Origin of the sequence: Photorhabdus asymbiotica (assembly GCF_003634575.1) — a bacterium.
Taxonomy (GTDB): Bacteria; Pseudomonadota; Gammaproteobacteria; order Enterobacterales; family Enterobacteriaceae; genus Photorhabdus; species Photorhabdus asymbiotica.
Map to the genome: position 1 here is coordinate 32,021 of NZ_RBLJ01000006.1, position 19,597 is coordinate 51,617.

At 43.9% G+C, this 19,597-nt stretch carries 19 protein-coding genes; all 19 read right to left on the minus strand.

Going from position 1 to position 19,597, the window contains the following annotated elements; all coding sequences use genetic code 11:
- Positions 1 to 56: 56 nt before the first annotated feature.
- Positions 57 to 1,268: a D-alanyl-D-alanine carboxypeptidase DacA gene (dacA, locus tag BDD30_RS22075; RefSeq protein WP_041382921.1), complete on the minus strand. Its 1,212-nt coding sequence runs from the start codon at positions 1,266 to 1,268 to the stop codon at positions 57 to 59.
- 162 nt (positions 1,269 to 1,430) lie between these two features.
- Complete coding sequence (gene rlpA, locus BDD30_RS22080; protein WP_015835285.1) at positions 1,431 to 2,441, minus strand: endolytic peptidoglycan transglycosylase RlpA; 1,011 nt, start codon at positions 2,439 to 2,441, stop codon at positions 1,431 to 1,433.
- A 13-nt stretch (positions 2,442 to 2,454) separates the two neighbouring features.
- Positions 2,455 to 3,567: a peptidoglycan glycosyltransferase MrdB gene (mrdB, locus tag BDD30_RS22085; protein WP_015835284.1), complete on the minus strand. Its 1,113-nt coding sequence runs from the start codon at positions 3,565 to 3,567 to the stop codon at positions 2,455 to 2,457.
- Positions 3,568 to 3,575: 8 nt separating this feature from the next.
- Complete coding sequence (gene mrdA, locus BDD30_RS22090; RefSeq protein ID WP_015835283.1) at positions 3,576 to 5,471, minus strand: peptidoglycan DD-transpeptidase MrdA; 1,896 nt, start codon at positions 5,469 to 5,471, stop codon at positions 3,576 to 3,578.
- Positions 5,472 to 5,510: 39 nt separating this feature from the next.
- The gene (gene rlmH, locus BDD30_RS22095) at positions 5,511 to 5,981 is read right to left on the minus strand and encodes a 23S rRNA (pseudouridine(1915)-N(3))-methyltransferase RlmH (RefSeq protein ID WP_015835282.1); all 471 of its coding nucleotides are present in this window, start codon (positions 5,979 to 5,981) and stop codon (positions 5,511 to 5,513) included.
- 2 nt (positions 5,982 to 5,983) lie between these two features.
- Positions 5,984 to 6,310, minus strand: coding sequence for a ribosome silencing factor (gene rsfS, locus BDD30_RS22100; protein ID WP_015835281.1), 327 nt, complete (start codon positions 6,308 to 6,310; stop codon positions 5,984 to 5,986).
- 97 nt (positions 6,311 to 6,407) lie between these two features.
- Positions 6,408 to 7,085 carry a nicotinate-nucleotide adenylyltransferase gene (nadD, locus tag BDD30_RS22105; RefSeq protein WP_015835280.1) on the minus strand — a complete coding sequence of 226 codons (678 nt, stop codon included), beginning with the start codon at positions 7,083 to 7,085 and terminating at the stop codon, positions 6,408 to 6,410.
- The gene (gene holA, locus BDD30_RS22110) at positions 7,069 to 8,109 is read right to left on the minus strand and encodes a DNA polymerase III subunit delta (protein WP_015835279.1); all 1,041 of its coding nucleotides are present in this window, start codon (positions 8,107 to 8,109) and stop codon (positions 7,069 to 7,071) included. Before holA ends, nadD begins: the two co-directional genes overlap by 17 nt.
- Positions 8,106 to 8,654, minus strand: a complete 549-nt coding sequence (lptE, locus tag BDD30_RS22115) for an LPS assembly lipoprotein LptE (protein ID WP_015835278.1) — start codon at positions 8,652 to 8,654, stop codon at positions 8,106 to 8,108. Before lptE ends, holA begins: the two co-directional genes overlap by 4 nt.
- Positions 8,655 to 8,667: 13 nt before the next feature.
- Entirely contained in the window at positions 8,668 to 11,250 is a 2,583-nt protein-coding gene (gene leuS, locus BDD30_RS22120; RefSeq protein WP_015835277.1) for a leucine--tRNA ligase, read from the minus strand.
- A 163-nt stretch (positions 11,251 to 11,413) separates the two neighbouring features.
- Positions 11,414 to 12,139, minus strand: a complete 726-nt coding sequence (locus BDD30_RS22125) for an amino acid ABC transporter ATP-binding protein (protein ID WP_015835276.1) — start codon at positions 12,137 to 12,139, stop codon at positions 11,414 to 11,416.
- Positions 12,139 to 12,813 (minus strand): glutamate/aspartate ABC transporter permease GltK, encoded by a 675-nt coding sequence (gene gltK / locus BDD30_RS22130; RefSeq protein ID WP_015835275.1) that lies wholly within the window; start codon positions 12,811 to 12,813, stop codon positions 12,139 to 12,141. The genes BDD30_RS22125 and gltK overlap by 1 nt, the downstream gene beginning before the upstream one ends.
- Entirely contained in the window at positions 12,814 to 13,554 is a 741-nt protein-coding gene (locus tag BDD30_RS22135; RefSeq protein ID WP_015835274.1) for an amino acid ABC transporter permease, read from the minus strand.
- A 133-nt stretch (positions 13,555 to 13,687) separates the two neighbouring features.
- Positions 13,688 to 14,581: an amino acid ABC transporter substrate-binding protein gene (locus tag BDD30_RS22140; RefSeq protein WP_041382249.1), complete on the minus strand. Its 894-nt coding sequence runs from the start codon at positions 14,579 to 14,581 to the stop codon at positions 13,688 to 13,690.
- Between the two features lie 440 nt (positions 14,582 to 15,021).
- On the minus strand, positions 15,022 to 15,483 hold the full coding sequence (locus tag BDD30_RS22145) for a carboxymuconolactone decarboxylase family protein (RefSeq protein ID WP_015835271.1): 462 nt from the start codon (positions 15,481 to 15,483) through the stop codon (positions 15,022 to 15,024).
- A gap of 118 nt (positions 15,484 to 15,601) precedes the next feature.
- Positions 15,602 to 17,131, minus strand: a complete 1,530-nt coding sequence (lnt, locus tag BDD30_RS22150) for an apolipoprotein N-acyltransferase (RefSeq protein WP_015835270.1) — start codon at positions 17,129 to 17,131, stop codon at positions 15,602 to 15,604.
- 7 nt (positions 17,132 to 17,138) lie between these two features.
- On the minus strand, positions 17,139 to 18,020 hold the full coding sequence (gene corC / locus BDD30_RS22155; protein ID WP_015835269.1) for a CNNM family magnesium/cobalt transport protein CorC: 882 nt from the start codon (positions 18,018 to 18,020) through the stop codon (positions 17,139 to 17,141).
- 72 nt (positions 18,021 to 18,092) lie between these two features.
- The gene (gene ybeY, locus BDD30_RS22160) at positions 18,093 to 18,560 is read right to left on the minus strand and encodes an rRNA maturation RNase YbeY (protein WP_015835268.1); all 468 of its coding nucleotides are present in this window, start codon (positions 18,558 to 18,560) and stop codon (positions 18,093 to 18,095) included.
- Positions 18,557 to 19,534: a PhoH family protein gene (locus BDD30_RS22165; RefSeq protein WP_231849240.1), complete on the minus strand. Its 978-nt coding sequence runs from the start codon at positions 19,532 to 19,534 to the stop codon at positions 18,557 to 18,559. Before BDD30_RS22165 ends, ybeY begins: the two co-directional genes overlap by 4 nt.
- Positions 19,535 to 19,597 lie beyond the last annotated feature (63 nt).

Genomic DNA, 19,597 nt, shown 5'->3' on the forward strand with positions numbered 1-19,597 from the left:
TGCGGTCAGGCTGTTGCCTGACTCGCTTCGGTGGGTTTCTGCTTTAGGTTTAACGATTAGCCAAACCAATGATGAAACAGCAGTTTGATATAGTCGATAAAACGGCTGAAAATACCGCCTTCTTTCACTTCATTCATGACAACCAAAGGACGTTGTTCAACGGTCTTGCCATCAAGTTGAAAGTTGATCGTACCGACAACTTGATTTTTCGCTAGTGGGGCATGTAATTCAGTATCATTCATGACATAGCTGGCTTTCAGATCTTTCAAACGTCCTCTGGGAATAGTCAGATAAACATCTTTATCAACGCCTAGCTGAACCCTATCGCTGTCTCCAAACCAGACAGGTTCAGAGGCAAATTCTTTGTCAGCTTTCAGTGGAGCAACGGTTTCAAAGAAACGAAAACCCCAGGTTAGCAGTTTTTTACTTTCTGTCTCACGTCCTTTATAAGTGTGACCGCCTAGTACCGCAGAAATCAGACGCATATCACCTTCAGTTGCAGAAGCGACTAAGTTATAACCTGCTGCATTGGTGTGACCGGTTTTGATACCATCTACATTTAGGCTTTTATCCCACAACAAACCGTTGCGGTTTGTCTGACGGATGTTGTTGTAGGTAAATTCTTTTTCTTTATAGATAGCATATTCTTCGGGAACATCGCGGATTAGCGCTTGACCAATCAATGCCATATCACGGGCAGAGCTATACTGGCCTTCCGCATCCAGACCATGAACAGTTTTGAAATTCGTATTCTGTAAGCCAAGTGATTTTACGTAGCCATTCATCAGATTAACAAACGACTCTTGGCTACCAGCAACATAATCTGCCATTGCAACACAAGCATCATTACCGGATTGCAAATTTATACCACGGGATAGCATGGAAACTGAGACTTGATCTCCAGGTTTGAGGAACATCAGGGAAGAGCCTTTAAATACCGGATTACCTGTTGCCCATGCATCAGTACCAACGGTGACCATATCATTTGGCCCAATTTTGCCTGATTTGATTGCCTGACCAATAACATAACTGGTCATCATTTTTGTCAGGCTGGCAGGGTCACGATGTGAATCTGCATTCATTTCAGCCAGAACTTTGCCTGAGTTGTAGTCGATAAGAATATAAGCTTCAGCATCAATCTGGGGCACACCTGGGATCATCGTTTTCAGGTTTACATCGTTCCCATTGGCAAAGGCAGAAACGTTCATTGCCAGCGCAATACCCAAGGTGACGCTTTTTATAAAACGAGAAGTGGTTGTGTATTTCATGGTCGATTGGACAACATCCGTGAGAAAAGGTTGATATCGGGCCACATCATAGCAAATGAAAAAAAATACTAACATTGGCAAATTTTGACAGGCCCCAAGTTTACGTTTTTTTACCTCGCTTGCTGATATCTGCGCAAAACCTAGGTATCAGCAAGAGGATAGTTAAGGACTGACGATAAAAGAAGATTGCTGTATCTGGTCAGCCAGTTTCTGTTGCAAATCGGTAGCTTGCTGGCGATTGTTGAATGGCCCTAATTGTACACGATAAACATTGCTATATTGAATTACACGTCCTTGAACATTAAAGCGTTGTTCTAACGTTTGTTGCCATTCTTTTGCCCGTTGCTCACTGCTAACGGCACCGACTTGGACCATAAAGCCACTTGCTGAGGCGCTTGTTTGTGCTGCTGTTGCCAAGGTGCTGTCTGTAACAGGCTTAGGTGGTTGTAGCTTTATTGCAGGTAGTTGTTCAGTAGCTTTTGGTTGTATAGCCAATAGTTGTGTCTGTTCCACTGGCTGATCAGTCAACTGTCGGCTGCCAGTTTGATCAGGAGCGTTTTCTATTCTGGGCGTTCCTAGTGGGCTTGTTGTCAGAGTTGGTCTGCCAGGCAGAGCATAACTCTGTTTAACTATCTGGCTGCCAACAGTACCGGGACCAGATACAGAACCATCCTGAGCAACCTGAATAAAATCAATTTTGACTTTGGTACTTTGAGTCAGGTTCAGGCGTTCAGCAGAAGCTTTCGATAGATCGATAATTCGTCCAGGTTTATAAGGACCGCGGTCGTTAACTCTGACAATCATCATACGGCCATTACTTAAATTGGTCACGCGAACATAACTTGGAATTGGCAGTGTTGGGTGGGCGGCTGTCAGTGCATAGGGGTTAAAACGTTCACCAATTGCTGTCATTTTGCCATTGTGTTCTGCTCCATACCAACTGGCATAACCCGTTTCACTGAACTGGGATGGGTCTTGCACAATATGATAAATATGTCCGTTCATCTGATAATCATTATTGGCGCCAGGATGATAAGGCTCATAGCGAGGTTCAGCCCCCAGAACGTCTTGCGTTGGTACCGCTGGTAACGGGGGAGATTTTTGCTCGTTAGGAGTGGTACAGCCGGATAACAAAGCTGCAAGTATGCCGAGTATAAGCCAGTGTTGACGCATTGAAACCTCTTCTCTATAAACTTTTAGACAATAATTTTCGGTGTGTGTGAATCGACATTATAATCCCGAAACCAGCCATTAAGACGATCAATGCTGAGCCACCATAACTAACAAATGGCAGTGGAACCCCTACCACAGGTAGAATGCCGCTTACCATGCCGATATTGACGAATATATAAACAAACAGAATTAACATCAGGCCACCAACCATGACCCGGCCAAAAGTATTCTGTGCTCTGGTAGCGATGACCAGCCCGCGCATGATTAATAACAAATATAATGTTAGTAACAGTAGAACACCGATTAAACCAAGTTCTTCCGAGAGTACGGCAAATATGAAGTCTGTATGACGTTCTGGAAGAAATTCCAATTGAGATTGTGTCCCGAGTAACCAACCTTTACCTGATAGGCCACCGGAGCCAATGGCGATTTTTGATTGAATGATATGGTAGCCTTTTCCTAGAGGGTCAGTTTCTGGATCAAGTAACATCATTACCCGATCGCGCTGATATCCATGCATCAGAAAGAACCATAGAATTGGGATAAAACAGGCTAATAACAGGGCTGCAATACCAATCAGCCGCCAGCTCATTCCTGCAAGAAATAGGACAAACAGGCCGGAAGATGCGACCAGAATTGAAGTGCCGAGGTCTGGTTGGGCAGCGACTAGTAAAGTTGGCAGGAAAATCAGTATCAGAGCGATAGTTGTATTTTTTAGCGATGGTGGACACAAATCGCGGTTCATAAAACGGGCTATCATCAGTGGCACAGCAATCTTGGCAATCTCAGAAGGTTGAAAACGGATAATACCTAGATCGAGCCAGCGTTGCGCTCCTTTACTGATCTGTCCGAACGCATCAACAAAAATTAGCAAAATGACACAAACAATATATAGATAAGGTGCCCATCCCTCATAAACCCTTGGTGGGATTTGCGCCATAATTATCATGACAACCAATCCGGCACCAATTTGGCCTATTCTGCGCTCCATCATCCCCATATCTTGACCGCTGGCACTCCACATAACAAAAGCGCTGTATATTAGCAGTGCGAGAATGCATAACAACAGTGGTGGATCGATGTGTAATCTGGTCCAGAGAGGAACCTTTTTCTGGTTTTCTGTCATGGCATCATTCAATTATTTTCTGTTCTGGATGGTGTTGGGACCGCATCCGGTAATATTGTGTTGTTATCCCCTAACAGTACATGGTCGAGGATTTGGCGAACAAGGGTTCCCACTGTCGGGCCAGCACCCCCATTTTCTAGAATAATAGAAAGGGCTACTGTCGGGTTTTCATAAGGAGCGAAGGCAATCATTAGTTTGTGATCCCGTAAATGCTCAGCAATTTTACTAGCATTGTAAGTTTCATAGCTATAGACCTGTGCTGTTCCTGATTTGGCAGCTGCTTTATAAGGAGTTTTAGTAAAACTTTTGTGGCCGGTACCGTTTGGCAGGTTGGCAACACCATACATACCGCTTTTGGCTAGCTCCCAGTGTCCTGAGTGAATATCACCTATCTGAATATTTTCTGTTTGTTGATAAGGGATCATCTCACCTTTCAGTTTTTTACCCAGCAGCAAATGCGGTGTTTTTACGTTACCGTCATTAATTAAGGTTGTTAGCACTTTCACCATTTGAATTGGTGTTGCTGTCCAGTATCCTTGGCCGATACCAACAGGAATAGTATCTCCCTGATACCAAGGTTTTTTATATTTTCTTTGTTTCCATTCACGGGTAGGCATGATACCTGTGCGTTCTTCAGATAGGTCAATACCGGTGTATTCACCATAACCAAACTTAATCATCCATTCAGATAATCGGTCAATTCCCATGTCATAGGCAACCTGATAGAAGAAAGTATCTGCAGATTCCACGATGGATCTATATGCATTGAGACTGCCATGCCCCCAGCGTTTCCAGTCACGGTAGCGTTTTTCTGAACCTGGTAATTGCCACCAGCCCGGATCAAAAATGGTGGTATTCTTATTGATAACGCCTGTGCTCAGTGCTGCAACGGTAATAAAAGGTTTTACAGTTGAAGCAGGTGGATAAATCCCTTGAGTCGCACGATTAATAAGTGGTCGGTCAGGATTATTTAATAATTCCTGATAGTTTTTGTTGGATATTCCATTTACGAATAGGTTTGGATCATAGCTTGGGTTAGATACCAGCGCTAAAATTTCCCCATTGCGTGGATCACTAACAACGACGGCTGCGCGGCTGGTGGTGAGTAGTTTCTCAATATAGATCTGTAACTCAAGATCGATAGTCAGATAAATATCCTGCCCGGCCTGTGGCGGCTGTTCATGTAATTGACGTATCACCCGGCCGCGATTATTGACTTCGACTTCTTCATAACCGGTTTTTCCATGTAAAACAGACTCATAATAACGCTCAATGCCGAGTTTGCCGATATCATGTGTAGCCGCGTAATTAGGCAAAATGCCTTCTTTATCCAGCCGTTCTACGTCTTTATCATTAATTTTAGCGACATAGCCAATGATGTGAGTTAGGGCTGAACCGTAAGGGTAGAAGCGGCGTTGATAGCCTTTTATTTCGAGACCAGGGAAACGGTACTGATTAACGGCAAAACGTGCTACTTGGATGTGATCCAGTGAAGTTTTCAGTGGAATGGAGGTAAAACGGCGCGAGCGCTTACGTTCTTTTTCAAAGTTGGCAATGTCTTCGTCAGTCAGATCGATAACATCCCGTAGATCATTCAGTGTTTGCTGGAGGTTCTCGACCTTTTCAGGTATGACTTCCAACTGGTAGATTGTTCTGTTGAGCGCCAATGGTGTGCCTTTACGGTCATAAATAATACCGCGGCTTGGCGCGATTGGAACCAGTTTGATACGGTTTTCGTTTGAACGGGTTTGGTAGTCTTCGTGGCGAGTGATCTGTAAATGGTAAAGATTGGCAATCAGGATACCCGTCAGTACCAGGATGATGATAAACGCCACCAATGCGCGGCGGGCAAACAGGGCTGATTCAGCCGTATAATCACGAAAAGGGGTACGTTTATTCTTCATCCCATTGCCAGAATTCACTTTTATCCGTTGGTAACCAAATTATTCCCGGTGATAGGGATGATTGGTGGTAATGCTCCATGCCCGGTACAGGCTTTCTGCAACTAAAACCCGGACCAAAGGATGGGGTAAGGTCAAAGGTGATAATGACCAGCTTTGTTCTGCCGCAGCTTTACATGCTGGTGCAAGACCTTCTGGCCCGCCTATCAGCAAACTGACATCTCTTCCATCCTGTTTCCAATGTTCAAGTTGTTGAGCCAGTTGAGGTGTTTCCCAACGAGAGCCTGGAATGTCTAGGGTGACAATCCGGTTACTTTTGCCGACAGCTGCCAGCATCTGTTCACCTTCTTTCTCCAGAATGCGTTTAATATCAGCATTTTTACCCCGTTTCCCGGCAGGAATTTCTACCAGATCAAATGGCATATCTTTAGGGAAACGACGTAAATAATCCATGAAGCCGGCCTGTATCCAGTCCGGCATTTTCGTACCTACAGCAACTAATTGCAGCTTCAAACTCAGCTCCAGAGTTTTTCAAGTTCATACATGCGGCGACTCTCTTCCTGCATGACGTGTACGATAACTTCACCGAGGTCTACGACAATCCAGTCGGATACGCCCTGTCCTTCAACGCCAAGTGGGGTCAGGCCACTCGCACGACAGTCACCAACCAGATTATCTGCGACAGACATCAGGTGGCGGTTGGAAGTCCCGGTGCAGATAATCATGCAATCGGTAATACTGGATTTCCCGTGAACATTCAGAGAAACAATATCTTGTGCTTTGGAGTCTTCAAGTTTATCAATAACAAATTGTTGGAGTTCTCTACCTTGCAAAAGGTTCATCCTTATTTTTTATCAAATTGATCAAATAGCGCCGAATAATAGCATGCCGGGCCACTCGAGGGTAAGCCAACTAAATGACTAATCGGGCCAGATTTCGCTATTGGCGATATAACCCCTGTGAATTTATATACTTTTGTACCAAAGGAGGGAGCAAATCATCACAACTTAGCCCTTGCTGGTGGCGTTGCCGGATATCTGTTGCTGAGATATGCAATAGTGGTGTGTTTGCCAGATAGATATAACCGTTAGGTTTGCTGTTAAGTAAGGTTGGGTCGTAGATTTGGTGTCGCGTAAGCCATTGTTGCATTTCAGTTGTCGAAAATTGGGTTTGATAACCAGGACGAGCACAGACCAGTAAATGGCAGATATTCAGTAGTTCTGACCAACGATGCCAAGTGTGTAGTGATAACAAAGCGTCCTGACCGATGATAAATGCCACTGATTGCCTTTTACCAAATTCCTGACGGAATGACTCCAATGTGTCGATTGTGTAGGAAGGGGAGATCCGTTCCAGTTCGCGGGTATCGATTGTAAACAGTGGATTGCCCTGTGTTGCTAGTTGTACCATTTCAAGTCGCTGTTGTGCTGTAGCTTCTGGTTGTGGCCGATGAGGGGGAACATGGTTTGGTAACAGAACCACTCGTTTCAGGCCAATTTGATGCGCCAGAGTTTCGATTGGATGCAGATGCCCATAATGGATTGGGTCAAATGTTCCACCAAATAATGCGTGAATAACGAATTGTGTTGGGCAAGTAGAGTTAATGGTATGAGGCATTAAAAAAGCTCTCAGGTGGTGTTTTTCCACATAACAACATGGAAAGTGTTTCTAAATCTGGCCAGACGGACTGGCCGTAATCCTGTTTAACTCGGAGCTCTATCTGTACAAGTAAATGAATTGCTCGCTGCAAATCATGTTGAGTGAGACGTTGTAGTGCACTTGTCAGTAATGCTCGACGGTTTTGCCATACCCGATGCTGATCTAACAGAGTTTTCATGGGGATTGTGGGGCTTTGACGCTTTAATGTCAGTAACAGTTGTAGTTCACGTTGTACAGTACGCAGCAGAATAACAGACTCACAATCCTCCTGTTTTAACTGTTTCAGAATGTGCCAGGCTCGTTTTGCCTTTCCTAATAATAGCGAGTCTACCCAGTGATAAGGTGTGAAGTGAGCCGCGTCATTTACGGCATTTTCAACACGATGTAAAGTCAGTTTACCATCTGGGTATAATAGAGAGAGCCGCTCAAGTGCCTGGGTTAGGGCTAGTAAGTTTCCTTCATAACAGTAGCACAGTAATTGATTGGCTGGTTCTTCTAGAGTCAGTTTCATGGTTTTGGCCCGTTGTGCGACCCATTGAGGCAGACGGTTCAGTTCGGGTGTCTGACAACTGATGTAAACCCCGTTTTTTCCTAATGTTTTAAACCAGTTACTGTTCTCTTGTGCTTTGGTTAATTTTAAACCGCGTAATATCAGTAGCATATCGGAGTGAAGCAATCCCTCCAGTTTTACCAATTGTGCAGCCATGACTGTGTTAAGGCCATTTTCCGGCAGCAGTAAAGTGAGTGTTTGACGGCTGGCAAATAGGCTTAATGACTGGCAAATACTGAATATTTCATTCCATTCGGTATGATTATCCAAGGTGTAAGTGAAGTGTTCCGTGAAAGAGTGCTGTTCAGCGGCTCTGCGGATATGATCTTGACTTTCCTGTAATAACAGGGGGTCATTGCCCCATATTAGATAACAGTTTCGCAACCCTTCATTGAGCTGCGAAATCAGTTGTTCGGGATAGAGTTTGATCATTGTGCTTGTACAGTTTGCTGTCCAGCCTGTTTTTCCTTGGCTTTTTGTTCTTCTGCACTGTGCACGGTCAGTAACTGGCGTACTAACTGACGGGCAGCCTGTTCACGCATTTCCTGATTGATAATCTCGTTTTCAGCATCTTTCGCCAGTGCTTCTAACGGGTTATCGAAAAAAGAACGGTCAACCCTGGATTGGAGCGGATAGACGCTACCATCTGGCATAACAACCTGTGCATTGACATATAGGGTTAATTGGCGTTCAGCAGCCTTACCATCTTGGAAAACAGAGACAGTATCTTTATTTTCAGAAGAGTTAATTAACCTCAGAACAGGGATTTCGGCGCTGCCATTTTCAAGGATGGTGACGTTATTCAGACGAAGTTGCTGGCGCACAGAACGAGTCAGTGGCCCGTATGGGTCGCTACTCGCTAATTGCAGCTTTTTGAGTTCCTGTGGTACCTGCGTGGTACCACGCAGATGAAAACCGCAGCCAGCGGTGACCAGCACCGCTAACCCCAGCAACAACGTTAAAATACGATGCTGCACATTGCCTCCTTTATTAGCCGACGACCAGATTCAGCAATTTGCCTGGTACGTAGATGACCTTACGAATAGTGACGCCTTCAAGATATTTCGCCACTCCATATTCTTTTGCAGCCATATCATGAACATGTTCTTTAGTCGCATCTGCCGGTACAGTAACACGGCCACGCACTTTACCATTAACTTGAATGACTACCAATTTTGTGTCGTCAACCATGGCTTGTTCATCAGCCTGTGGCCAATCCGCTATATCAATATCACCTTTACCGCCTAGAGCTTGCCACATAATAAAACAAGCATGTGGGATTATTGGGGACAACATACGGACAACTGCCAGCAAAGCCTCCTGCATCAGAGCACGATCCTGATCAGTTTCCTGTGATGCGCGGGTCAGTTTGTTCATCAATTCCATGATCGCAGCAATGGCAGTATTGAATGCCTGGCGGCGACCTACATCATCCGTGACTTTAGCGATGGTTTTGTGTAGATCACGGAACAGATCTTTTTGTTCCACGCTCAAGCTTGTGATGTCCAGCGGTTGAGTTGTCCCTTTGCTGCTGTGTTCATAAACTAGGCGCCAAACACGTTTCAGGAAGCGATTGGCCCCTTCAACACTGGATTCTTGCCATTCCAGAGTTAGTTCTGGTGGGGCTGCGAACATCATAAATAGGCGAACGGTATCGGCGCCATATTTTTCTACCATCAATTGTGGGTCAATACCGTTGTTTTTGGATTTAGACATTTTGCTCATGCCGGTATAAACCAGTTCATGACCTTCTTTGTCTGTTGCCTTAATGATACGGCCTTTATCATCACGCTCAACATGGGTATCAGCTGGGGATACCCAGATTTTTTCACCGTTTTTGCCAATGTAATAAAAGGCATCTGCTAGAACCATTCCCTGACATAACAGACGCTTAGCTGGTTCATTGGAATTGACCATGCCTGCATCACGCATCAATTTATGGAAGAAACGGAAGTACATCAAGTGCATGATGGCGTGTTCGATACCGCCGATGTATTGGTCCACTGGCAACCAGTAATTAGCTGCTGCTGGATCGAGCAGGCCCTTATCATAATCCGGGCAAGTGTAGCGAGCGTAGTACCAAGAAGACTCCATAAAGGTATCGAAGGTATCTGTTTCACGCAATGCGGGCTGACCGTTGATAGTGGTTTTTGCCCACTCAGGATCAGCTTTAATTGGGCTGGTGATGCCATCCATTTTGACATCTTCTGGCAGAATAACTGGCAGTTGATCTGCTGGAACCGGAACAACCGTGCCATCTTCCAGTGTTGCCATTGGAATAGGAGCGCCCCAGTAACGTTGACGGGAAACCCCCCAGTCACGCAGACGATAGTTGACCTTGCGTTTACCTACGCCCATTTCCACCAGTTTATCAGCAATGGCATTAAAACCGGCTTCGTGATTCAGGCCGTTAAATTCACCGGAATTAAAGAGGACATTCTTATCCGTTACGGGGGCTTCATGAACATTTGGTTCATTACCTTCATTGTCCAGAATAACGGCTTTCATTGGCAGGTTATATTTTGTCGCAAATTCCCAATCGCGTTGATCGTGGCCGGGAACTGCCATGACAGCACCGGTGCCGTATTCCATCAGGACGAAGTTTGCAACCCAGATTGCTACTTTCTCTTTGGTCAATGGATGAATAGCAAACATACCTGTTGCCATTCCTTTCTTCTCCATTGTTGCCATATCTGCTTCTGCAACTTTGGTATTACGGCACTCATCAATGAAAGCAACCAATTCAGGGTTAATCTCTACTGCTTGTTTTGCCAGAGGATGACCGGCAGCAACTGCAACATAGGTAGCGCCTAGGAACGTATCAGGACGAGTGGTATAGACGGTCAGTTTTTCCTGGCTATCAGCCACATCAAAAGTGATTTCTATGCCTTCGGAACGACCAATCCAGTTGCGTTGCATGGTTTTGACCTGCTCAGGCCATTCTTCCAGAGTATCCAGATCATTTAGTAACTCTTCGGCATAAGCAGTGATTTTGATAAACCATTGTGGAATTTCTTTACGTTCAACTTTAGTGTCACAGCGCCAACAGCAGCCATCGACCACTTGTTCATTAGCTAAAACGGTCAGATCGTGAGGACACCAGTTAACGGCGGAGGTTTTTTTATAAACCAGACCCTTTTCATACAATTTGGTGAAGAACCACTGTTCCCAACGATAATATTCTGGGGTGCAGGTAGTGACTTCGCGATCCCAGTCGTAACCGAAGCCTAACGTTTTCAATTGACCTTTCATGTATTCAATATTGGCATAGGTCCACGGGGCTGGTGCAGTGTTGTTTTTTACTGCTGCGCCTTCTGCGGGTAGGCCAAATGCATCCCAACCAATAGGTTGCAGGACATTTTTACCAAGCATACGTTGGTAGCGGGAGATAACATCGCCAATAGTGTAGTTGCGTACATGGCCCATGTGTAGTCGGCCAGAAGGGTAAGGTAACATGGACAGGCAGTAATATTTTTCTTTGCTGTTGTCTTCTGTCACTTTGAAAGTTTGCTTCTCTTGCCAGTGAAGCTGAACTTGCGGCTCTATATCTTCTGGACGATATTGTTCTTGCATGGCACCGATGATCCTATGGTGAGTAAAAAGCTACGTTTTGTAGCAATAATTTAATGAATAAAATATGAGATCGGCATAGCATATCTGATTTGATACATAAGCAACAGAGGGTTCTGAGGGAAAATCCGGTGGCGACAGGCACCACCACCGGGAATGATAAATACTAGTGAAGAATTTTAGCCAAAAATTCTTTGGCACGATCTGATTTCGGATTTGCAAAGAAATCTTCTTTTTTGCTGTCTTCAACAATCTTTCCTTCATCCATAAAGATTACCCTATTGGCTACCTTACGGGCGAAGCCCATTTCATGAGTAACAACCATCATAGTCATACCTTCGTCTGCTAGTTTAACCATGACATCGAGTACTTCATTGATCATTTCAGGATCGAGTGCGGAAGTGGGTTCGTCGAACAGCATGGCAATAGGGTCCATACACAATGCACGAGCGATTGCCACGCGTTGCTGCTGGCCACCGGAAAGTTGTGACGGGAACTTATTGGCCTGATTGGCAAGCCCAACACGTTCAAGTAATTTTAACCCTTTTTCTTCAGCTGCTTTTTTATCGCGGTTAAGCACTTTAATTTGAGCCAGAGTTAAATTTTCAATGATGGATAGATGTGGGAACAGCTCAAAATGCTGGAACACCATGCCGACTTTGGAGCGTAATTGCGCCAAATTGGTATTTTTATCATTGACTTTAATGTCATTGACCAAAATTTCACCTTGTTGGATGGATTCCAGACCATTAACCGTTTTTATCAGGGTGGATTTGCCGGAGCCAGAAGGGCCACAGACTACAACTACTTCACCTTTTTTAACTTCAGTTGAGCAGTTAGTGAGAACCTGAAATGGGCCATACCACTTGGATACATTTTTCAGGGAGATCATCAAACAGTCCTTTTCTTCAAATAGTTAACCAGCATAGATGCGGCAATACTAATAATAAAATAAACCAAACCAGCAAATAGGATCATTTCGACCTGAGTGCCATCACGCTCACCGATATTTGCCGCAGTACGGAAAAAGTCCGCTAGACTGAGCACATACACCAATGAGGTGTCTTGAAACAGTACGATCCCCTGTGTCAGTAATAGCGGAGTCATCGCACGGAATGCCTGAGGCAGGATAACCAGTCTCATACTTTGCATTGGCGTCATACCCAATGCTAATGCTGCCGAAGATTGCCCACGGGAGATACTCTGAATTCCTGCCCGGATAATTTCTGAATAGTAAGCCGCTTCGAAAAAGGCGAATGCAACCATAGCTGAAATTAAACGAATATCTGTTTTCGGAGAAATCCCCAGAACATTCTGCACTAGGCTAGGCACAATCAGGTAGAACCATAACAGTACCATAACTAATGGTACAGAACGGAACAGATTGACATATAAAGTGGCAAACCAGCTCAGTACTTTTACCGAAGAGAGCCGCATAACGGCCAGCGCGGTTCCCCAGAGAATACCAACAACAACCGCAATAATAGTGATTTTTGCTGTAATGACTAAGCCTTGTAGCAGAAATGGGATACTGGGGACAATCGAACTCCAGTCAAACTCGTACATTTATTGACCTCCAATATTACCCGGTAAACGTACTTTTTTCTCAAGCAAGTGCATGGCAAGCATAATCACCAGATTGATTGTGATATAGGCCAGTGTAATGGCCGTAAATGTTTCATAAGCATGTGCTGAGTAATCAAGTAGCTTACCTGCCTGTGCTGCCATATCTACTAAACCAATAGTAGAGGCAATAGCCGAGTTTTTTACCAGATTCATCATTTCTGAAGTCATTGGTGGAATGATGATTCGGTAAGCATTTGGTAATAGAACATAGCGATAGGTTTGTGGCAGGGTTAACCCCATTGCCAGCCCCGCTGCTTTCTGACCTCGTGGTAATGATTGTATGGCGGCGCGGACCTGCTCACACATCCGTGCGGCAGTGAAAAGACCTAAACAGACAGTGGATGAGATGAAAAACTGGATATTAGGGTCTAGTTCAGTTTTAAACCATAGGCTGATTTTTTCTGGCAGTAGTTCAGGTACAACCAGATACCAGATAAAAAATTGAACTATCAGTGGTACGTTACGAAAAAGCTCAACATAACAGGTACCTATCCCAGATAATATTTTATTGGGAACAGTACGTAAAATGCCGAACAGTGAACCGGCAATGAAAGCGATAATCCAGGCGCAGATAGATAAGGCGATTGTTACCTGAAATCCTGCTATCAACCAGCCTAGATAAGTCGTATTGCCGAAGGGGGCTGCTTGCAAAAAGATGCCCCAATTCCAATCGATTGACATAATAATACTCCCTGCAAGGGTGTAGCTTTATCCCCTGAAAACAATTGATTGGCCTAGAAAAAAAAGCGAGGCAGGGAACGGCCACCTCGCACCCTGTGATGCCAATCAAATAGTCATTTCTTTAATTATATTTTTAATCAAGAGCCTTATCATTTGGTGACTTAAATAGTGCTTTCATTTCATCAGACAAAGAGAAGTTCAGGTTCAGATTCTTGGGTGGAATGGGTTGTGTGAACCAGCGTTCAAATGATTTCTCGGCCACTCCGGAAGTTTGCGCCTGAACAATGGTTTCATCGATCAGCTTCTTGAATTGAAGATCATCTTTGCGTGATATACAACCATAGGCTTCCCTAGACTGAGGTTTACCAACGATTTCCCATTGATCAGGCTTTTTCGCTTTGGCTCGTTCACCTGCTAGCAGAGCATCATCTACCATAAATGCGATTGCACGACCAGACTCCAGAGTACGGAATGAGTCACCATGATCTTTAGCACTGATAATGCGCATTTTCATGTTTTTCTCATCGTTAAGTTTATTCAGCAATATCTCAGAAGTGGTACCGGCGGAGACAACGACATTTTTACCTGCCAAATCTGGGAAATCTTTTATACCGGAACCTTTTTTAGTCAGTAAACGCGTATTAACAATAAAAATAGTGTTAGAGAAAGTGACTTGTTTCTGGCGTTCAAGGTTATTGGAAGTAGAACCGCATTCGAAATCATAAGTCCCATTTTGTAGCAGTGGAATGCGATTTTGAGAAGTCACCGGTATCAATTTTACTTGCAGATTTGGCATGTCCAATTTTTTCTTAACGGCTTCAACAATCAGATTAGAATAATCCTGTGAGTAGCCGACGACTTTTTGATGATTATCGTAATAAGCAAAAGGGACTGAGGATTCACGATGACCCACAATGATTACACCATCATCTTTAATCTTTTTCAGTGTTCCCGTTAATTCTTCGGCCTGAGCGGCACCCGCCACGCCAAGTAACATCATGGTTAATACTAGGTTACGCATACGCATATACAACTCCTTCAATGTGGCTATCGTTTGCGATGTTATAGTTTGCAAAAGTTTCTCTGTGATTTGTTTTTAATCAAGGATCATTTTCTGTTATATGTATATATAGTGTTAAAAAATAGTACAAAAGGGTTAGGTAATGAAAATGAATTGTTTCTATTTCGGGAGCTGTCTCGCACTATAAATGAACAATATTGTTTATTTTGCACAATAAAGGGGCGTGATTATCATTTTTTGGTGCATTTTCCCGTTTTTTATTAGTGAAACAGCTATTTTCCTTTTCATTCATAGATATAAGCAATTAACGTGCCAAAATAATAAAGAGGGAGAAAATTAATACCAGTAAGTTATTTAAGTGGATTATTTATATAACATAGATTGATATCAGCAGTTGAGGATTAGCATGGTTAATCATCGCTAATAATTAACCATGCTGAATTGTTTTAGGTTGGGTCAATGGCAGGATTAGGCAGGGTATATTTCATACCAATTGCCAGACGATTCCAGAGGTTGATAAGACCGATTAATAATGTTAAATCGACAATCTCTTTTTCATCAAATTCTGCCAATAATGGGCTGTAATGTTCATCTTTTGCCCCAATTTCGGCAATCCGGGATAAAGCATCTGTCCATCCTAAAGCTGCACGTTCTCGTGATGTAAAAATGGGTGCCTCTTTCCAGGCACTCAGGAGATAGAGTTTTTGTTCGCTATTTCCTGCCTTGCGGGCAGCTTTAGAATGCATGTTAAGACAAAAGGCACAACCATTGATTTGGGAAGCTCTTACTTTAACGAGTTCAATGAGTGCCTTACCGAGGGTAGATTGGTAAGTTAATTCATCGACTTTTGCAACTGCGCTATAAAGCTCCGGTGAAATTTCCGCTGGCCGCAGACGATTCGCTTGCATAACTTGTTACTCCTTTATTTTTTTCTATCAAAGGGATGGAAAAATGGATTGAAAGTTAATCTGTTTTGCATGGTGTAAGGGAGCAATTTTGCCCCCTTCTGGTGCATAGATATCGGAATCAAGATTTACGGCGGTTATATATCAGGGCAAATAAGGCAAACAATACGGTAACTATCCATACTGGCCAGTTACCCCAGCGTGCATATGGTGTTATCCCGGTTGCAGGTGTCACCTTAGCTGCTAAAACATTACGAGTAAATTGTGGGAGTGCCGTTTGCACTTTCCCATCTGGGCCGATGACGGCTGTAATGCCATTATTGGTACCACGTAGTAATGGACGCCCTAATTCGAGGGAGCGCATGCGTGCCATTTGGAAATGTTGCCAAGGGCCGATTGAAGCACCAAACCAAGCATCATTGGAAATAGTGAGTAAGAATTCTGTATCTGGTTTGAAATTAGCACGAACTTGCTCGCCAAGTACAATTTCATAACAGATGGCGGCGGTCAGGTTATATCCTGCCACAGAAAGCTGTGGTTGAATGTAATTGCCGCGACTGAATGAAGACATTGGCAAGTTGAAGAATGGTGCCAGAGGTCGGAGCAGCGACTCAAGAGGAACAAACTCGCCGAATGGCACCAGATGATACTTATCGTAGCGAGTGGTCGATGGATATTGATAAGGTATTTTATCACCCAGAACAATCAAGCTGTTATAGGTCTTATAACTGTCACCAACTGCTCTTTCATCAACGATACCGGTGATCAGGCTGGTGTGCTGATTACGTAACAGTATATCCAGTTTTGCCAGAAAACCACGTTGATAACTTTCCAGTGATGGAATTGCAGATTCGGGCCAGATGATAATAGGTGTTTTACCAATGTATGGGCGGCTGTTACTTAAATAAATGTCCAGAGTTTCACTGAGCATATTGGGGGCCCATTTCAGGGATTGTGGGATATTTCCCTGAACCAGTGCCACATCAACCGCTTTTTCCGGTCGCAGGTTATACCACTGGTAATGACGTATTGACCATGGTAATAGCAGAAGGGCAATAGCAATAATACCAGAAACGACGTTTCGCTGTATGACCGTTAGAACCAATAGCCCACTCAGTGCCATTAATAGGAAAGTGATTGTTTCAACACCGAAAATTGGTGCAATGGCTTTCATCGGGCCATCTAATTGGCTATAACCGAATTGCAGCCAGGGAAAACCGGTCAAAATCCAGCCACGCAGGAATTCGGTGACTTGCCATAATGCGGGTGCAGCTATAGCCAGCCTCACTCCATTTGTTTTTGCAAAAAAGCGGTTAAGTAAACCAGCGAATAAAGCAGGGTAGAATGAGAGGTAGATGGCAAGTAATATGACCAGCAAGATATTGACTACGGTTGGCATTCCACCAAAATCAGCAATGCTGACATACACCCAGTTTACGCCACTGCCAAATAGACCGAATCCCCAGCAAAAAGCGATAAATGCTGCTTGTTGGGCTGTTCTGTTTAAGGTCAGCAATTGTAACCCAAACAGGGAGATGATAGAGGCAGGCCAGAAGTCAAAAGGCGAAAAAGCCAGTGTTCCACTGGCTCCGAAAAATAGTGCCAGCAAAGCACGAAGCCGCTGGCAATGTAATAATGAAACTTTGTTCATTTAGACCCTATTCTTCTTCGAGGTTAGGCATTGGTGCATCGTCCGGTATCGTAACATGGACCTGAATAATTCTCCGACTGTCGGCCATTGCAACTTTAAAGAGATAGCCGTTGATATCAACAGATTCCCCTCTGGCAGGTAAGTGGCCAAATGCTTGCATAACCAGACCACCAATAGTATCGACTTCTTCATCGCTGAATTGGGTACCAAAGGCTTCATTAAAGTCTTCAATTTGAGTCAATGCCCGTACTGTATAGGTATGACGACTCAGGGCGCGAATATCGACATCTTCTTCTTCATCATATTCGTCTTCAATTTCACCGACGATAAGTTCAAGAATGTCTTCAATAGTGACTAGACCCGATACACCACCAAACTCATCAATGACGATTGCCATATGATAACGTTGAGAACGGAATTCTTTCAGCATACGGTCAACCCGCTTGCTTTCAGGTACAACGACAGCCTGACGCAGAACCTTATCTATGCTGAATGGCGGGGCATCGGTGCGCATAAATGGCAATAGGTCTTTTGCCATTAAAATCCCTTCAATATGATCTTTGTCTTCACTGATCACAGGGAAACGTGAGTGAGCCGAATCGATAATCACATCCAGACATTCGTCCAGGGTTTGATTACGTTTTAAGGTAACGATTTGGGAACGGGGGATCATGATATCACGGACACGTTGATCGGAAATATCCATCACCCCTTCGAGCATATCGCGGGTATCAGGATCAATCAGATCGTTTTGTTCAGAGTCACGGATTAATTCCACCAGTTCATCACGGCTTTTTGGCTCACCGTGAAAAAGTTGGTTAAGAAGAAGAGTAAAAAACCCTTTCTTAGGGCCAGGGTTATCGTTACTTGAAGGATGGTCGTCGCTCATGGAGTTTTAATGAAAATTTCCCATTAAATAAGTTGTTGTTGGTATTTTTTAGCATAAAAATGGTGTAGGTGGTTACTCTTTTTCTGCAAGATAGGGATCAGAATAACCTAACTTTTGCATAATTTCTGTTTCCAGAGATTCCATTTCTTCTGCTTCATCATCTGCGATATGGTCATAACCTAGCAGGTGTAGGCATCCGTGTACAACCATATGTGCCCAATGTTCTTCTACTGTTTTTTGTTGCTCCTCTGCTTCTTTTTCAACCACCTGGCGACAGATAATTAAATCACCAAGTAGAGGTAAATCAACCTCTGGTGGCGCTTCGAATGGAAAAGATAGTACATTTGTTGGTTTATCTTTACCACGGTAAGTCAGGTTTAAATCGTGACTTTCTGTCTCATCAACAATACGGATTGTCACTTCACTTTCAGGTTGGAACTGAGGTAAAACCCCATCCAGCCAGCGCTGGAATAGGGTTTCTTCAGGAAGATTTTGTGAATTCTCACAAGCAATTTGTAAATCAAGTATTACTGAACTCATTGTGTTTCCTGTTTGCGTTGTTCACTGGTTACCTGTTTACGTTTTTGCTCAGTTGCTTCCCATTCTTCATAAGCGATGACGATTTTGGCAACAACTGGATGACGGACAACGTCATCACTGTGGAAAAAATTAAAACTCAGCCCATTGACTCCTGACAATACTTCAATTGCATGGTGCAGACCTGATTTCTGTCCACGAGGTAGATCAATTTGGGTGACGTCCCCAGTGACAACCGCTTTGGAGTTGAAACCGATACGAGTCAGGAACATCTTCATCTGTTCGATAGTAGTATTCTGGCTCTCATCCAGAATAATAAAAGCATCATTCAAGGTTCGTCCACGCATATAAGCTAATGGTGCAACTTCAATAACATTACGTTCGATCAGCTTCTCAACTTTTTCAAAACCTAGCATTTCAAATAAGGCGTCATAGAGCGGTCGCAGGTACGGATCAACTTTTTGGCTCAGGTCACCTGGCAGGAATCCCAGTTTTTCGCCTGCTTCTACTGCTGGACGGGTTAACAGAATGCGACGAATTTCCTGACGCTCTAGTGCATCGACCGCAGCAGCAACAGCCAGATAAGTTTTACCAGTGCCAGCTGGACCAACTCCGAACGTAATATCATGGCTGAGAATATTAGCGATATATTGTGTTTGATTGGGAGTTCGTGGTTTTACCATACCGCGTTTGGTACGAATATTAACGGACTTGCCGTAGTCAGGTATGCTTTCAGTGGTTTGTTCTAAAACCCGGCTCTCTGTAATTGCTAAGTGAATCTGTTCTGGTTTGATATCAGGGATTACCCCACGAACAGGGGCAGTTTCCACATATAAATGGCGTAGAATATTGGTGGCTGCGCTAACGCACAGCGGTTTACCCATCAGTTTAAAACGGTTATCTCGTCGGCTGATTTCAATACCCAACCGGCGTTCAAGCTGTTTCAAATTGTCATCAAACGGACCACACAGGCTCATTAAGCGCTGATTATCGGTTGGTTCGAGGAAAATTTCCTGAGTTGCTACTTGTGAATGAGTTTG

Excerpts from the sequence above, each read along its gene's own strand:
- BDD30_RS22125 (WP_015835276.1), bottom strand. The coding sequence starts at position 12,139 with ATGATCTCCCTGAAAAATGTATCCAAGTGGTATGGCCCATTTCAGGTT.
- holA (WP_015835279.1), bottom strand. The coding sequence starts at position 8,109 with ATGATCAAACTCTATCCCGAACAACTGATTTCGCAGCTCAATGAAGGG.
- BDD30_RS22145 (WP_015835271.1), bottom strand. The coding sequence starts at position 15,483 with ATGCAAGCGAATCGTCTGCGGCCAGCGGAAATTTCACCGGAGCTTTAT.
- ybeY (WP_015835268.1), bottom strand. The coding sequence starts at position 18,560 with ATGAGTTCAGTAATACTTGATTTACAAATTGCTTGTGAGAATTCACAA.
- rsfS (WP_015835281.1), bottom strand. The coding sequence starts at position 6,310 with ATGAACCTTTTGCAAGGTAGAGAACTCCAACAATTTGTTATTGATAAA.
- BDD30_RS22165 (WP_231849240.1), bottom strand. The coding sequence starts at position 19,534 with ATGAGCCTGTGTGGTCCGTTTGATGACAATTTGAAACAGCTTGAACGC.
- mrdA (WP_015835283.1), bottom strand. The coding sequence starts at position 5,471 with ATGAAGAATAAACGTACCCCTTTTCGTGATTATACGGCTGAATCAGCC.
- gltK (WP_015835275.1), bottom strand. The coding sequence starts at position 12,813 with ATGTACGAGTTTGACTGGAGTTCGATTGTCCCCAGTATCCCATTTCTG.
- BDD30_RS22135 (WP_015835274.1), bottom strand. The coding sequence starts at position 13,554 with ATGTCAATCGATTGGAATTGGGGCATCTTTTTGCAAGCAGCCCCCTTC.
- mrdB (WP_015835284.1), bottom strand. The coding sequence starts at position 3,567 with ATGACAGAAAACCAGAAAAAGGTTCCTCTCTGGACCAGATTACACATC.
- dacA (WP_041382921.1), bottom strand. The coding sequence starts at position 1,268 with ATGAAATACACAACCACTTCTCGTTTTATAAAAAGCGTCACCTTGGGT.
- rlpA (WP_015835285.1), bottom strand. The coding sequence starts at position 2,441 with ATGCGTCAACACTGGCTTATACTCGGCATACTTGCAGCTTTGTTATCC.
- BDD30_RS22140 (WP_041382249.1), bottom strand. The coding sequence starts at position 14,581 with ATGCGTATGCGTAACCTAGTATTAACCATGATGTTACTTGGCGTGGCG.
- corC (WP_015835269.1), bottom strand. The coding sequence starts at position 18,020 with ATGAGCGACGACCATCCTTCAAGTAACGATAACCCTGGCCCTAAGAAA.
- nadD (WP_015835280.1), bottom strand. The coding sequence starts at position 7,085 with ATGCCTCATACCATTAACTCTACTTGCCCAACACAATTCGTTATTCAC.
- leuS (WP_015835277.1), bottom strand. The coding sequence starts at position 11,250 with ATGCAAGAACAATATCGTCCAGAAGATATAGAGCCGCAAGTTCAGCTT.
- lnt (WP_015835270.1), bottom strand. The coding sequence starts at position 17,131 with ATGAACAAAGTTTCATTATTACATTGCCAGCGGCTTCGTGCTTTGCTG.